This window comes from Schaedlerella arabinosiphila, from assembly GCF_003885045.1.
Lineage (GTDB): Bacteria > Bacillota > Clostridia > Lachnospirales > Lachnospiraceae > Schaedlerella > Schaedlerella arabinosiphila.
The window spans coordinates 4,047,866-4,061,838 of sequence record NZ_RHJS01000002.1 but is presented as its reverse complement, the minus strand read 5'-3'; the positions used below and the strand labels follow the sequence as shown (position 1 = coordinate 4,061,838).

Sequence of the window (13,973 nt, the reverse complement as noted above, 5' to 3'; positions counted from 1 at the left end):
TTTGTGCCGCATCGCTGCATGGCACGCCTTAGAATTTATTTGCTCATTTCATTCAGTAACATTTCTTTCGTGTCGTACAGCTTCTGGGACAAATCCACATAGACCCGGTGGGGGTAGAACAGACGCTTCGTCTCGTCCCAGAGGGTCTCTTTTTCCCGGCGGCAGTACGCGGCGATTTCCATGACGGAAGGCGACTCGTATACACATTCCCCATTGACGAAGACAGGCTTTAAGATCTCCTGCATCCGATAGCTTCCGCCCGGCAGACGGGTCTTTTTCCAGGTGGCGTTGGGGTCAAAGAGCAGCAGATCCTGGTCTGTGTCAAAGGTTTCGTCCGCGAAGCAGATCAGATCCGCCCGAATCTTTCCGGTCTCTTTATCATATACACGGAAAATGGTTTTGTTGCCTGGATTGGTGATCTTTTCCGTGTTTTCGGAAATTTTGATCTTGGGGGCAAATTCGCCGTCCGGTTTTCGGATGGCAGCCAGCTTATATACACCGCCGAAGGAAGGACAGCCTTTGGAGGTGATCAGGTTGGTTCCCACACCCCAGGAGGTGATCTTTGCGCCCTGCATCTTCAGGTCGTGGATCAGCATCTCATCCAAATCGTTGGAGGCTGCGATGACTGCGTCGGGGAATCCTGCGTCGTCCAGCATCTTGCGTGCCTTTTTCGACAGATAGGCCAGATCCCCGCTGTCCAGACGGATGCCGTAGGATCTGGGATGGATGCCCTCTTCGCGCATCTCCCGGAATACCCGGATGGCGTTGGGCACGCCGGATTTCAGGGTGTCGTATGTGTCCACCAGCAGCGTGCAGGCATGGGGGTATAATTTCGCGTATTCTTTAAACGCCGTGTATTCATCTTTAAAACTCATGATCCAGCTATGGGCGTGGGTTCCCATGATCGGCACGTCGAACATCTGCCCGGCCAGCACGTTGGATGTGCCCACGCAGCCGCCGATGACAGCCGCCCTTGCGCCGTACAGCCCGGCATCCGGCCCCTGGGCCCTGCGCAGCCCGAACTCCATGATACCGTCCCCCTGGGCCGCGTAAACCACCCGGGAGGCCTTGGTGGCGATCAGGCTCTGGTGGTTGATGATGTTCAGGATCGCCGTCTCCACAAGCTGCGCTTCCATAATCGGAGCGATCACCTTGAGCAGCGGTTCCTTCGGGAAGATCACGGTGCCCTCGGGGATGGCATAGATACTTCCGCTGAAATGAAAACCGCTCAGATACTGGAGGAAATCTTCGCTGAATATTCCCAGCTTCCGAAAATAATCTACGTCATCGTATGAAAAATTCAGGTTCTTGATGTATTCGATGACCTGTTCTAAGCCTGCCATGACGGAATATCCGCCTTTGTCCGGATTTTCCCGGAAAAAAACGTCAAATACCACGGTTTCATTTTCCTGTGTCTCATAGTAGCCCTGCATCATGGTCAGTTCATACAGATCGGTGAGCAGGGTCAGATTTTGTGTTCTCATACATAATCTCCTTTTTGGGATTGATAGATTGATAAAATCAACGGTTTTCTTAATTATACCATTTCTGCGTTTTTTTGGATCGTAGTAAGGATGATCTCCTGCACATACGATCCGATGCGTTTCTTCTGATCTTTTTCCAGGTCGTTGGGATAAATGGGCTTTCCATATTCAATGACCACATGTGCCTTTTTGATCTTCGGAAACTGGTTTTCAAAGATGGCGCTGGTATTGTTCATGGAAATGGGAACGATGGCGCAGTTGGTGCGGGTCGCGATCTTGAATGCCCCGTCCTTGAAGGGCAGCATGCTCAGCTCATCCCCGCTGTTGCGGGTTCCCTCCGGAAAGATGCAGATGGAGATGCCGCTTTGAATCTGCTCGATGGCCTGCAGGATGGTCTTTAAGCCTTCCCTGGGGTTCTCCCGGTCCAGGAACAGGCAGTATACAAAGCGCATCCAGGTAGAGAGCAGCGGGATCTTTTCCATTTCCTTTTTGGCAACATAGCCGGTCAGGCGCCTGCACCGGGAATAGGTCAGCAGGATGTCAAAAAAACTGCGGTGGTTGGCCACGAACATAACCGGTTCGTCGGGAATGTTCTCCTCTCCGATGACCGTAGCCTGTACACCGGTGATCTTTAAGATGGCCTTAAAGCCCCACTGGACAATGCGCAGGGAGCTGTAGTCCCGCAGTTCGCGGTTGAATCTGCCGATCAGCCATTCGATGAAGAAGACGGGAATGGAAAGGATCAGAAACAAAATAAGGAATACGGCGACACAGATAAAACGAATCATTGGCATAACCTCTCTTACTTTGAAATATTACTACAAGCTTTTCCCATTATAGCAAAAACTGACAGGGCAGACAATGGAATTTTCAAAAGAGAAGAATAATCAGGTCCATTTTCCAATATGCTATAGAGAGAATAGATGCGGAGGCTGTATTTATGAAGCAAAAGAAGGGAATCCTTAAGGCTGTCCTGACAGGCTTCTTACTGTTATCTGTGCTCACAGGCTGCGTGTCGAGGCCGCAAAAAACGGAGAAGCTGCGGGATTTGGAATTTACCGTTCTGAATAAGGAAGAGGTGCCTGAGGAACTAAAGGCGCAGATCGTACAGAACCAGGATAGGCCGTTTCGGCTGACTTATACGGACCAGGGGAAGCTCTACATCGCGGAAGGATACGGCGCGCAGCTTAAAACCGGCTACAGCGTGGAAGTGACAGGGCTGTACGAGACCTCCAACGCCGTGTATTTCCATACCAATCTGCTGGGGCCGGAAAAAGGAGAAGAGACCAAGGAGATCACCACCTTTCCCTATGTGGTGGTGATGCTGGAGGCCATCGAAAAAAACGTGGTTTTCGATAGCTGAGTATCTGAAAAAAACACCCGATGGCCCGGAGGGTTTCCGGGGATTTCACCACGAAGCAAACAGTAAAAAGCGGAGGGGCAGCGATATGGAATTGATTCAAAAACAGGTACACTATACACAGGAGGGCAAACGGACCTTTGACCAGTTTTATCTGGACGAGGACCTCAATGTCCCGGATACAAAAGACGACGTAAAACAGATCATCCAGGGGACCGCATCGGTCAAGGTGGAGGAGATCCGTCTTACCGAGAACTATCTGCGGATCTCGGGAAAGCTGTATTACCAGGTCTTATATATGACGGATACACCGGAGCCGCAGCCGGCGGCGCTGGAAGGGAAGCTTCCCTTCGAGGAGATGGTCTACATGGACGGCGGGGAGATGACGGAATATTTCATCCAGAATATCCGGGTAGAATTTACGTCAACCCTGGTGCATTCCCGGAAACTCAGCATCCGCGCCATGGTGGAAATGGAGATCGGCCGGGAAAAGCTGGAGGACGAGGCGACAGTCATTGACGTGGAGGCGCCGATCCAGGTGTACAAGAAGAAACGCCGGGTCAACCTGCTGGAGCTCCACACCACAAAAAAGGATACATACCGTATCAAGGAAGAAATCACCCTGCCGGGCACAAAGGAGAGCGTGGGCCAGCTCCTGCTCAGCAACATCAGCAGCCGGAAGCTGGAGATCCGTATGGGCCAGGACGAACTGCGCCTGAACGGGGAACTGCTGGTGTTCTGCATGTATCTCTCCGACGAGGGAAAAACCGACTGGCTGGAGGCAAGCGTACCCTATGAAGGGCGGATTGAGTGCGCCGGGGTGACCGAGGAAATGTATTACCATGTGCAAAATTCCCTGGACGATACGCTCATGGACATCCGTCTGGATGAGGACGGGGAGATGCGGATACTGGGGATCGAGGGAACGCTGGTCCTGCGGATGAACATTTACCAGGAAGAAGAACTGGAACTCCTGGAAGACCTGTATTCCCTGGAACAGAACTGCCGGTTCGACACCCGGGAGGCAGTCTATGAAGAGCTTTTGATCCAGAACCATTCCAAGTGCAAGGTTTCGGAGCGGCTTTCCCTGCCGGAATTGAAAGACGACGTGCTGCAGATCTGCCACAGCGAGGGCACGGTTCAGTTGGAACACATGGAACAGACGGAGGAAGGAATCCAGATCGAAGGGATACTGCATCTGTCGTTTTTGTATCTGCGGGCGGACGACGAGATGCCTTTCGGAAGCTGGCAGGGCATGGTGCCCTTCAGTTGGCTGCTGGAATGCCCGGGCATAACGAAGGAAGCGCGGTACAACCTGGCCTACCATGTGGAACAGCTCTCGGTGAACCTGGCAGGCAGCGAGGCCGTGGAAGTCAAGGCGGTGCTGGCATTCGACACCTTTATGCGCAAACCGGTGTTCATGCAGGTGATCACCGGCGTGGAGCCCGAGCCCCTTTCTATGGAAGAAATGGAAAAACGGCCGGGGATCGTGGGCTACATCGTAAAAAGCGGCGACGACCTGTGGGATCTTGCCAAAAAATATATGACCACCGAGGAATGCATCCAGGAAATGAACGGATTGGAGAGCGAGAAGATCAAGGCCGGGGATAAGCTGCTGATCTTTAAGGAAAATATGAGCATCCTGTAGGCAGAGGCATACAAACTGAGGTTCGCAATAGTATTTGATTTTTTCCGTGTTTGTGATATGATAAGAGACAGAACAGTGCCGGGGACAGGATTCAAACGTGGAAAGCCTGCATGGGCCGCAGGCTTCGGCGGGAGAATCCTGTCAGGCATGTCTGCCCGGCCTGAATGGAACCGGCTGGGCGGTAAGACTACAATGCACAGTGGTTTCAGATAAGGAAAGGAGAAAAAGGATATGTTACGGATTGGTATGTTGACAAGCGGCGGAGACTGCCAGGCATTAAACGCGGCGATGCGGGGCGTGGTAAAAGGCATTTTTTCCGCAAGGGAGGATGTGGAGATTTACGGATTTCAGGATGGCTACAGGGGGCTGATCTATTCGGATTTCCATATGCTCACATCCAGGGATTTTTCCGGCATCCTGACACGGGGCGGCACGATCCTGGGCACCTCCAGACAGCCCTTTAAGCTGATGCGCGTACCGGATGAGAACGGGCTGGACAAGGTGGAGGCGATGAAGCACACGTACCATAAGCTGAGCCTGGACTGCCTGGTGATTCTGGGCGGAAACGGCACCCACAAGACGGCGAATTTGCTCCGGGAGGAAGGGCTCAATGTCATTACACTGCCCAAGACCATTGACAATGACCTGTGGGGCACAGAGATGACCTTCGGCTTCCAGAGCGCGGTGGATGTAGCCACCGATACCATTGACAGGATACACACCACGGCTACCTCCCACAGCCGGGTATTCATCATTGAGGTGATGGGCCATAAGGTGGGACATGTTACCTTGCACGCAGGGATCGCGGGCGGCGCGGATATCGTCCTGATTCCGGAGATCCCCTACGACATCGACGTGATCGCGGATGTGATCCAGGGAAGGTCCGCGGCCGGGAAGTCATTTACCATACTTGCGGTGGCGGAGGGCGCCATCTCCCGGGAGGACGCGAAGCTGACCAAGAAGGAGTACAAAGAAAAGCTGGCAAACCGGAAATATCCTTCCATCGCCTACGAGCTGGCGGAGCAGATCGAGCAGGCCACCGGAAAGGAAGTCCGCATTACGGTTCCGGGCCATACACAGCGGGGCGGCTCCCCGGTGCCTTACGACCGGGTATTCTCCTCCAGAGTCGGCGCAAAGGCGGCGGACATGATCCTGAACGGCCAGTACGGCTACATGGTAGGGATGAAGAGAGGCGAGACCGTGATGGTTCCGTTAGAAGACGTGGCCGGAAAGCTCAAATTCGTTGACCCGGACTGCAGCCTGATCAAGGAAGCAAGGATGGTGGGCATCAGCTTCGGAGACAGGGAGGACAGCGCGGATTCAGAGGAAGCTGCGGTTCCTGAGACCGCGGCAGAGCCGGAAGCTGGGACAAAGAAAGCGAAAAAAGAAAAGAAAGCAAAGAAAGATAAAAAAGAAAAAGGCAGAAAAGCAAAAAAAGAGAAATAAAAACTGAGAAATGAAGAGGTACAGTACATGTCATATACGGCATTATACAGGAAGTTCCGGCCTTCCGAATTTGGGGATGTAAAAGGGCAGGAGCACATTGTTACCACATTACAGAACCAGATCAAAGCAAACCGTATCGGACATGCATATCTGTTCTGCGGAACCCGTGGGACGGGAAAGACGACCGCGGCAAAGATATTTGCCAGGGCGGTCAACTGTGAGCATCCGGTGGACGGAAGTCCCTGCGGGGAGTGCGAGATGTGCCGGTCCATCGCGGCCGGCACGTCTATGAATGTGATCGAGATCGACGCGGCTTCCAACAACGGCGTGGACAATATCCGCGAGATCAAGGAAGAGGTGGCCTACCGTCCCACCGAGGGACGCTACAAGGTCTACATCATCGACGAGGTGCATATGCTGTCCTCAGGGGCTTTCAACGCCCTTTTAAAGACGCTGGAAGAACCGCCGGAGTACGTCATTTTCATCCTGGCGACGACGGAGGTTCACAAGATCCCGGTGACGATTATGTCCCGGTGCCAGCATTATGATTTTCGGAGAATCACCATCGAGACGATCTCAGCCCGGCTCAAAGAGCTGATGGAAGCGGAACAGGTGGAAGTGGAGGACAAAGCCATCCGTTATATCGCAAAGGCGGCGGACGGTTCCATGCGTGACGCGCTCAGCCTTCTGGATCAGTGCATCGCCTTCTACCTGGGGCAGAAGCTGACCTATGACAATGTGCTGGAGGTGCTGGGGGCGGTGGACACCGACGTGTTCAGCAGGCTTCTGCGCAGCCTCATCGGCAGGAAGGTGCCCCAGGTGCTGGATACGGTGGAAGACCTGGTGATGCAGGGGCGGGAGCTGCTTCAGCTTTCCGTGGATTTTACCTGGTATCTGAGAAACCTGCTTCTGGTCAAGACATCCGACATGCCCGAGGACGTTCTGGACGTATCCTCGGAAAACTTAGCCCAGCTTAAGGAAGAATCGGAGATGATCGAGGCGGACGCGCTGCTGCGGTATATCCGGATTTTTTCAGAACTGTCGGAGCAGCTCCGGTTTGCGACGCAGAAGCGGGTGCTCCTGGAAGTGACCCTGATCAAACTGTGCACGCCGGCTATGGAAGTGCGGACAGACAGCCTTCTGGACCGGATTCGCGCCCTGGAGGAAAAGCTGGAAAAAGGGCTGGCCGCGGCGCAGGCACAGGGCGGGATGCAGCCAGGAGGGTTCCAGGGATATCCGGAGGGCGGTTACCCCGGCGGGTTCGGCGGCTGCCCTGAAGGAGGTGATCCCCAAGGAGGCTATCCGGCAGGTTCCGGCGGTTATCCCCAGGGTGCATATCCCGGGGGACGCCCCGGGGAAGCAAGGAAGCCGGAGGTTCCTCTGGCGATCCCGGAGGAAGTTCAGGAAGTGGTGAAGAACTTCCGCTCCATCGCGGAGGAGGTGTCGGCCCCGGTCAGCACCTATCTGAAAAAGGCCCGCTTGAGCCTGGGCGGTGAGAACCGGCTGATGGTGGTGCTCCCCGACGGCCTGGGGGCGTCCATCGTAGGGACCGAGGAGCACAAAAAAGAGCTGGAAGAGCGAATCGAGCAGCGGATCGGAAAGAAGGTTCAGGTGGAGGTCCGGGAGATGGAAGAAGGACGGCACTTTGAAGACACATTTGTGGATATCGAAAAGAAGATCAATATGGAAATAACAGTGGAGGATTAATCATGGCAAAAAGAGGCGGATTTCCAGGCGGAGGAATGCCTGGCAACATGGCAAACCTGATGAAGCAGGCGCAGAAGATGCAGCGCCAGATGGAAGAACAGGCAAAAGAAATGGAAACAAAGGAGTTTACGGCCACTGCCGGAGGCGGAGCGGTAGAAGTGACCATATCCGGCAAGCGGGAAGTGCTCAAGGTAAAGCTGGACGAGGAGGTTGTGGATCCGGACGATATTGAGATGCTGGAGGATCTGATCGTGGCGGCGGTCAATGAAGCGCTCCGGAAAGTGGAGGAGGAGTCCGGCGCGGCCATGTCCAAACTGACAGGCGGCATGGGCGGCGGCATTCCGGGAATGTTCTGAAATGGAATATTACAGCAATCAAATCAATCAGTTGATCCAGGCGTTTTCCAGCCTGCCGGGAATCGGGACGAAGTCCGCCCAGCGGCTGGCGTTTCATGTGATCAATATGCCGGAGGAACAGGTGCAGAATCTGGCAAAGACCATGGTGGACGCGCGGCAGAACGTGTGCTACTGCGCCCAGTGCTGCACCCTGACCGATCAGGAGGTCTGTCCGATCTGCAAAAACCCTTCCCGGGACCAGAAGACCATCATGGTCGTGGAATCCCCCAGGGATCTGGCGGCTTATGAAAAAACGGGAAAATACGAGGGCGTATACCATGTCCTGCACGGAGCCATCTCTCCCATGCTGGGCATCGGCCCCGGAGATATCCGGCTCAAAGAGCTGATGGAGCGGCTGCGGGGGGACGTAGACGAGGTCATCATCGCCACCAATTCCAGCCTGGAAGGGGAGACGACCGCCATGTATATCAGCAAGCTGATCAAGCCTGTGGGCATCCGGGTGAGCCGGATCGCCAGCGGCGTGCCGGTGGGCGGCGACCTGGAATATATAGACGAGGTGACGCTTCTGCGGGCGCTGGAAGGAAGGACGGAGCTATGAGCAGAAAAAAAGCAACCTCCTCCGATGTGGCGAAGCGCGCCGGAGTGTCGCAGGCCACGGTTTCCATGGTATTGAATAAGAAGTACAACGTATCCTTTTCCAGGGAAGTCATCCGTAAAGTGGAGGAAGCCGCCGCGGAGCTGGGGTATGAGCTCCCCAGGCGGAAGGCGCGTAAGGAAGGCAGAAAAGAAAAGCTGCTGGTGGTGCTCTGCCCCAACCTGACCAACCCCTATTATGTCATGCTCCTGCAGGGGATCGAGTCCCGTGCCACGGAGCAGGGATACGGGCTCTTTGTCTGCAATACCCAGCGCAACCTGGAGCTGGAGGAACGCTATCTCAAGATGCTTCCCTCCCTGAATCCCCAGGGCGTTGTCTATACCTGCAATCCGAGCCGGTGCTACATGCCGATGGTGGAAGAGTTGTCCCGGAAAATCCCCTTCGCCGTGATCAACAACCAGAATGAAAAGCTGGATGTGGATGCGGTGGAGCTGGACAATTCCAAGCTGGGCCGGATCATGGCAAGGCATCTGCTGGACTTGGGGCACCGGGATGTGGCCTATATCGCGCCGCCCCTGACTGTGCGCCAGAAGCAGCGCTCCAAGCGGGTGGAAGGATTTCAGAAGGAATTTCAGGAAGCGGGGCTGGTGGACCATGTGGTGATCAAGGCGGCCAATGAATCCATTGATAAGGACATCCCGGGCATTGACTCGGAGTACCGCATCGGATATGACCTGACCCGGGAACTGCTGTCGGAGCATGAAGAACTGACCGCCATCGTGGGACTCAACGATATGATTGCCTTCGGGATACTGGACGCCCTGCATGACGAAAAATACAGGGTGCCGGGGGACATGTCCGTGATGGGGTGCGACAATACGCTGTTCGCGAAGATGAAAAAAGTATCCCTGACTACCATTGAGCATTTTGTCATATACAAAGGGCGGGACGCCTGCGATATCATCATGAAAAAAATCAATACCCATGACCGGAAATACGCGGATATGGAGCCGGTCAGCATCTACCATGTGGAGTATGAGCCAAGGCTTGTGATCCGGGGAACCACGTCCTACCCGCCGAATCGGCGGAGCCGGAAAAAATAAATCAACTCCTGAAAAATATTAATAATAAACAGCGCGGATTATTATTGATAAATAAGTGCATTAAGCCATAAAGCAGAAGAAAATCAGAAAAAATCTAAAAATATTTTTCGGGTTATTAAAATATAGACATTAATAATTTTAAATTATTAACTGTGAAAATAATTTATAAAAACGGTTGCTATTGACCGTTTTTCTTTTGTTGTATATAATCGAAATCAGGAAACAAAACATACCAAAAAACAATATTTTTAGGAGGAACGGACCATGAAACTTTTTATTGACACAGCCAAGGTAGAAGATATCAAAAAGGCAAACGACATGGGAGTGATCTGCGGCGTTACCACAAATCCCTCACTGATCGCAAAGGAAGGACGCGTGTTCGAGGAAGTCATCGCAGAGATCGCTTCCATCGTTGACGGACCCATCAGCGGAGAGGTAAAGGCAACCACAGTAGACGCGGAGGGCATGATCAAAGAAGGACGAGAGATTGCGAAGATCCATCCCAACATGGTAGTCAAGATTCCCATGACTGCAGAAGGGCTGAAAGCATGTAAGGTGCTGACTTCCGAAGGGATCAAGACCAATGTGACCCTGATCTTCACAGCAAACCAGGCGCTGCTTGCGGCACGGGCAGGCGCAACCTATGTATCCCCCTTCCTGGGAAGGCTCGACGACATCTCCGTACGGGGGACGGATCTGATCGCGGAGATCGCGCAGATGTTTGACGTTGCAGGCATCGAGACCGAGATCATCGCGGCCAGCGTGCGCAATACCATCCATGTAACCGACTGCGCGCTTGCAGGCGCAGACATCGCAACCGTTCCTTACAGCGTAATCGAGCAGATGACGCACCATCCGCTGACCGATGCGGGAATCGCAAAATTCCAGGCAGACTATAAGGCAGTATTCGGCGAGTAAAAGACAGGATTAGAATAAGGAGAGTTTCTGATGAATAAGCAAGAATTGATGAAAACTGCCAACGAGATCCGCAAAGGTATCGTGACCGCAGTACACAGCGCAAAATCCGGACATCCGGGCGGCTCCCTGTCCGCGGCGGATATCTACACCTATTTATATTTTGAAGAGATGAACATTGACCCCAAAGACCCGAAAAAACCGGACCGCGACCGTTTCGTGCTTTCCAAAGGACATACGGCGCCGGGGCTGTATTCCACACTGGCGAACCGGGGATATTTTCCGGTGGAAGACTTAACGACACTGCGCCATACCGGTTCCTATCTCCAGGGACATCCGGATATGAAGCACATTCCGGGCGTGGACATGTCCTCTGGCTCTCTGGGACAGGGGATCTCCGCGGCGGTGGGAATGGCCATCGGCGGAAAAATGTCCGGGGACGGGTTCAGAGTGTATGCGCTGCTGGGAGACGGCGAGATCCAGGAGGGACAGGTCTGGGAGGCTGCTATGCTGGCAGGCCACAGGAAATTGGACAACCTGGTGGTGATCGTGGACAACAACAACCTGCAGATTGACGGGCCGATCACGGAAGTCAATTCCCCCTATCCCATTGACAAAAAATTCGAAGCATTTAATTTCCATGTCATCAATATCGACGGAAATGATTTTGACCAGATCGACGCAGCGTTCAAAGAGGCACGCGCGACCAAGGGCATGCCCACCGCGATCATCGCAAAGACCCTCAAGGGCAAGGGCGTTTCCTTTATGGAAAACCAGGTAGGGTGGCACGGCGCGGCTCCCAATGACGAGCAGTACGCAGCGGCAATGGAAGATTTGAGGAAGGCAGGTGAAGCATCATGTCAGAAGTAAAGAAGATCGCAACGAGAGAAAGCTATGGCAATGCTTTGGCCGAGCTGGGAAAAGAACATGAGGACGTGGTAGTGCTGGACGCGGACCTGGCGGCAGCAACCAAGACAGGCGTATTTAAGAAGGCGTTTCCGGAACGCCATATTGACTGCGGTATCGCGGAGTGCAATATGATCGGCGTGGCGGCAGGGCTTTCCACCACCGGAAAGGTTCCCTTCGCAAGCTCCTTCGCTATGTTTGCGGCAGGGCGCGCCTTTGAGCAGGTGCGCAACTCCGTAGGATACCCGAAGCTGAACGTAAAGATCGGCGCGACCCATGCGGGAATCTCCGTAGGGGAAGACGGAGCCAGCCACCAGTGCAACGAAGATATCGCACTGATGCGCACAATCCCGGGAATGGTGGTCATCAACCCGGCCGATGATGTAGAAGCAAAGGCAGCGGTGAAGGCGGCATATGAGCACCAGGGACCGGTCTATCTGCGGTTCGGCAGACTGGCCGTTCCGGTGATCAACGACCGCCCGGATTACAAATTTGAACTGGGTAAAGGTGTGGTCCTGCGGGAAGGAAAGGATCTGGCCATCATCGCCACCGGGCTTCCTGTGGCAAACTGTCTGGAAGCGGCCGAAAAGCTGGCGGCAGACGGCATTGAGGCGAAGGTCATCAATATCCACACCATCAAACCGCTGGACGAAGAGCTGGTGGCTGCGGCTGCGAAGGAGACCGGCAAGGTCGTTACCGTGGAGGAGCATTCCGTCATCGGCGGACTGGGGAGCGCGGTATGCGACGTGCTGTGCGCTCAGGCTCCGACGAAGGTCTTAAAGATCGGTATCAACGATACTTACGGGGAGTCCGGGCCGGCAGCAGAGCTTGTGAAAAAATACGGTCTGGATGCAGAAAGCATTTATGAAAAAATAAAATCTCAGATTCTGTAAGGCGATTTAAAAACGGGGATGAAAAACAAATTTTGTTAAAGGAATGAACACAATTTCATCACAAAGGCTGGCTATGATAGGGGTATAAAATGAAACAATAAAAATAAATATACAAGAGAAAGAAGGATATAGTATGGATAATCAGTATAATTATTACAATCCGGAAAATTCCCAGAGTACTTATCAGAATTACAGCCAGCCTGAACATACAGGCAGAGAAAAAAAGCAAAAGAAAAAGATGCCCAAGGCCGCCGCGGTGATCGGCCTGGCACTGCTGTTCGGCGTTGTATCCAGCGCCACCTTCCTGGCCTCCAATATTTTGGGGAACAAGATCCTGGGACTGGAGAATACGTCTTCGCCGAAGAGCGAAGCAAGAACAGCCACTCCGATGGCCAGCAGCGTCTCAAAATCCACCTCGGCGGTGACCTCTGACGTGTCCGCCATAGTGGAGAATGTGATGCCGTCGGTGGTATCCATTACGAACCTGAGCATTCAGCAGATACAGGACTTTTTCGGCGGAACGCAGAAGTATGAGACACAAAGTGCAGGGACAGGGATCATCATCGGACAGACAGACGACGAGCTTCTGATCGTGACGAACCATCACGTGATCCAGAGCAGCGAGACGCTGACCGTTACATTTTCCGACGAATCCAGTATTGAGGCCCATGTCAAAGGCAGCAATCCGGGGCATGACGTGGCGGTGATCGCAGTGCAGAAGAATCAGGTTTCTGAAGAGACGATGAAGAATATCGCGGTTGCTACATTAGGGGATTCCACACAGCTTAAGGTAGGGGAACCGGCCATTGCCATCGGCAATGCACTGGGCTACGGACAGTCCGTGACCACCGGCGTGATCAGCGCGGTTGACCGGGTCATTCCTACAGAACAGTCCTCTGGGGAGGGCGAAGCACAGGGCATCAGCATGATCCAGACCGACGCAGCCATCAATGAAGGCAACAGCGGCGGCGCGCTGCTCAATATAAACGGGGAAGTGATCGGCATCAATTCCGCCAAGATTGCGGGAAGCAAGGTGGAAGGCGTGGGATACGCGATCCCCATCAGCGATGTATCGGATATTATTGACGGCCTGATGAACCAGAAGACAAAGTATAAGGTGGCGGAAGGCAGTCAGGGCTATCTGGGAATCACATGCTTTGACGTGGAAAACGCGCAGAAGTACCATATGCCGAGCGGCGTCTATGTATATGAGACGGTAGAAGGCGGGCCTGCGGACCGTGCAGGCATTACAAAGGGCAATATCATTACTGCAGTGAACGGAAGCGGCGTGGACGGCAAGGACGCGCTTCAGAAGGAACTGACCTACTATGCGGTGGGTGAGACGGTCAACGTGACAATCCAGGTTCCGGAGAACAATGGAGAATATACAGAAAAAACCGTCCGGGTTACGCTTGGGGAACTGGAACAGTAAACGCCGGATATTCATATAGAGATAAAAAACAGGAGAGAAAAGCTGTCCGCAGACAATGGGGCAGCTTTTTTCTTACCCTTTGCCCGGCAAAATGCACTCTGCCGGCTGTTTTTGCGCATGTGAGTGCA

General features: G+C 53.6%; 13 protein-coding genes. 11 read left to right on the top strand and 2 right to left on the bottom strand.

Annotation, left to right across the window (positions count from 1 at the left end):
* Nucleotides 1-35 precede the first annotated feature (35 nt).
* Both EBB54_RS19260 and EBB54_RS19255 read right to left on the bottom strand, forming a co-directional pair.
* Complete coding sequence (locus EBB54_RS19260) at nucleotides 36-1,484, bottom strand: nicotinate phosphoribosyltransferase (protein ID WP_125128600.1); 1,449 nt, start codon at nucleotides 1,482-1,484, stop codon at nucleotides 36-38.
* Nucleotides 1,485-1,537: 53 nt separating this feature from the next.
* Entirely contained in the window at nucleotides 1,538-2,272 is a 735-nt protein-coding gene (locus EBB54_RS19255; RefSeq protein ID WP_125128599.1) for a lysophospholipid acyltransferase family protein, read from the bottom strand.
* A 152-nt stretch (nucleotides 2,273-2,424) separates the two neighbouring features.
* Here EBB54_RS19255 and EBB54_RS19250 point away from each other — a divergent pair, with 152 nt between their 5' ends.
* The 11 genes from EBB54_RS19250 to EBB54_RS19200 all read left to right on the top strand — a co-directional run bounded on the left by EBB54_RS19250 (nucleotide 2,425) and on the right by EBB54_RS19200 (nucleotide 13,845).
* Complete coding sequence (locus EBB54_RS19250) at nucleotides 2,425-2,847, top strand: protease complex subunit PrcB family protein (protein ID WP_004074953.1); 423 nt, start codon at nucleotides 2,425-2,427, stop codon at nucleotides 2,845-2,847.
* Nucleotides 2,848-2,932: 85 nt separating this feature from the next.
* A complete protein-coding gene (locus tag EBB54_RS19245) occupies nucleotides 2,933-4,492 on the top strand; it encodes a DUF3794 and LysM peptidoglycan-binding domain-containing protein (protein WP_004074955.1) in 1,560 nt (519 codons plus the stop codon).
* A gap of 231 nt (nucleotides 4,493-4,723) precedes the next feature.
* Nucleotides 4,724-5,938 (top strand): 6-phosphofructokinase, encoded by a 1,215-nt coding sequence (locus EBB54_RS19240; RefSeq protein ID WP_125128598.1) that lies wholly within the window; start codon nucleotides 4,724-4,726, stop codon nucleotides 5,936-5,938.
* 27 nt (nucleotides 5,939-5,965) lie between these two features.
* Nucleotides 5,966-7,645, top strand: a complete 1,680-nt coding sequence (gene dnaX, locus EBB54_RS19235) for a DNA polymerase III subunit gamma/tau (RefSeq protein WP_125128597.1) — start codon at nucleotides 5,966-5,968, stop codon at nucleotides 7,643-7,645.
* A 2-nt stretch (nucleotides 7,646-7,647) separates the two neighbouring features.
* On the top strand, nucleotides 7,648-8,001 hold the full coding sequence (locus tag EBB54_RS19230) for a YbaB/EbfC family nucleoid-associated protein (protein WP_004074961.1): 354 nt from the start codon (nucleotides 7,648-7,650) through the stop codon (nucleotides 7,999-8,001).
* Between the two features lies 1 nt (nucleotide 8,002).
* The gene (gene recR, locus EBB54_RS19225; protein ID WP_125128596.1) at nucleotides 8,003-8,599 is read left to right on the top strand and encodes a recombination mediator RecR; all 597 of its coding nucleotides are present in this window, start codon (nucleotides 8,003-8,005) and stop codon (nucleotides 8,597-8,599) included.
* Nucleotides 8,596-9,699: a LacI family DNA-binding transcriptional regulator gene (locus EBB54_RS19220; protein WP_125128595.1), complete on the top strand. Its 1,104-nt coding sequence runs from the start codon at nucleotides 8,596-8,598 to the stop codon at nucleotides 9,697-9,699. The genes recR and EBB54_RS19220 overlap by 4 nt, the downstream gene beginning before the upstream one ends.
* Before the next feature lie 264 nt (nucleotides 9,700-9,963).
* The gene (fsa, locus tag EBB54_RS19215; RefSeq protein WP_004074965.1) at nucleotides 9,964-10,617 is read left to right on the top strand and encodes a fructose-6-phosphate aldolase; all 654 of its coding nucleotides are present in this window, start codon (nucleotides 9,964-9,966) and stop codon (nucleotides 10,615-10,617) included.
* 30 nt (nucleotides 10,618-10,647) lie between these two features.
* Nucleotides 10,648-11,484 carry a transketolase gene (locus tag EBB54_RS19210; protein ID WP_125128594.1) on the top strand — a complete coding sequence of 279 codons (837 nt, stop codon included), beginning with the start codon at nucleotides 10,648-10,650 and terminating at the stop codon, nucleotides 11,482-11,484.
* Complete coding sequence (locus tag EBB54_RS19205; RefSeq protein WP_125128593.1) at nucleotides 11,472-12,413, top strand: transketolase family protein; 942 nt, start codon at nucleotides 11,472-11,474, stop codon at nucleotides 12,411-12,413. The genes EBB54_RS19210 and EBB54_RS19205 overlap by 13 nt, the downstream gene beginning before the upstream one ends.
* A gap of 133 nt (nucleotides 12,414-12,546) precedes the next feature.
* Nucleotides 12,547-13,845 (top strand): S1C family serine protease, encoded by a 1,299-nt coding sequence (locus EBB54_RS19200; protein WP_125128592.1) that lies wholly within the window; start codon nucleotides 12,547-12,549, stop codon nucleotides 13,843-13,845.
* Nucleotides 13,846-13,973 lie beyond the last annotated feature (128 nt).

Coding starts and splice junctions, on each gene's coding strand:
- EBB54_RS19260 (WP_125128600.1), bottom strand. CDS start 1,484: ATGAGAACACAAAATCTGACCCTGCTCACCGATCTGTATGAACTGACC.
- fsa (WP_004074965.1), top strand. CDS start 9,964: ATGAAACTTTTTATTGACACAGCCAAGGTAGAAGATATCAAAAAGGCA.
- EBB54_RS19245 (WP_004074955.1), top strand. CDS start 2,933: ATGGAATTGATTCAAAAACAGGTACACTATACACAGGAGGGCAAACGG.
- EBB54_RS19220 (WP_125128595.1), top strand. CDS start 8,596: ATGAGCAGAAAAAAAGCAACCTCCTCCGATGTGGCGAAGCGCGCCGGA.
- EBB54_RS19200 (WP_125128592.1), top strand. CDS start 12,547: ATGGATAATCAGTATAATTATTACAATCCGGAAAATTCCCAGAGTACT.
- EBB54_RS19240 (WP_125128598.1), top strand. CDS start 4,724: ATGTTACGGATTGGTATGTTGACAAGCGGCGGAGACTGCCAGGCATTA.
- recR (WP_125128596.1), top strand. CDS start 8,003: ATGGAATATTACAGCAATCAAATCAATCAGTTGATCCAGGCGTTTTCC.
- EBB54_RS19250 (WP_004074953.1), top strand. CDS start 2,425: ATGAAGCAAAAGAAGGGAATCCTTAAGGCTGTCCTGACAGGCTTCTTA.
- EBB54_RS19255 (WP_125128599.1), bottom strand. CDS start 2,272: ATGATTCGTTTTATCTGTGTCGCCGTATTCCTTATTTTGTTTCTGATC.
- EBB54_RS19210 (WP_125128594.1), top strand. CDS start 10,648: ATGAATAAGCAAGAATTGATGAAAACTGCCAACGAGATCCGCAAAGGT.
- EBB54_RS19230 (WP_004074961.1), top strand. CDS start 7,648: ATGGCAAAAAGAGGCGGATTTCCAGGCGGAGGAATGCCTGGCAACATG.
- EBB54_RS19205 (WP_125128593.1), top strand. CDS start 11,472: ATGTCAGAAGTAAAGAAGATCGCAACGAGAGAAAGCTATGGCAATGCT.
- dnaX (WP_125128597.1), top strand. CDS start 5,966: ATGTCATATACGGCATTATACAGGAAGTTCCGGCCTTCCGAATTTGGG.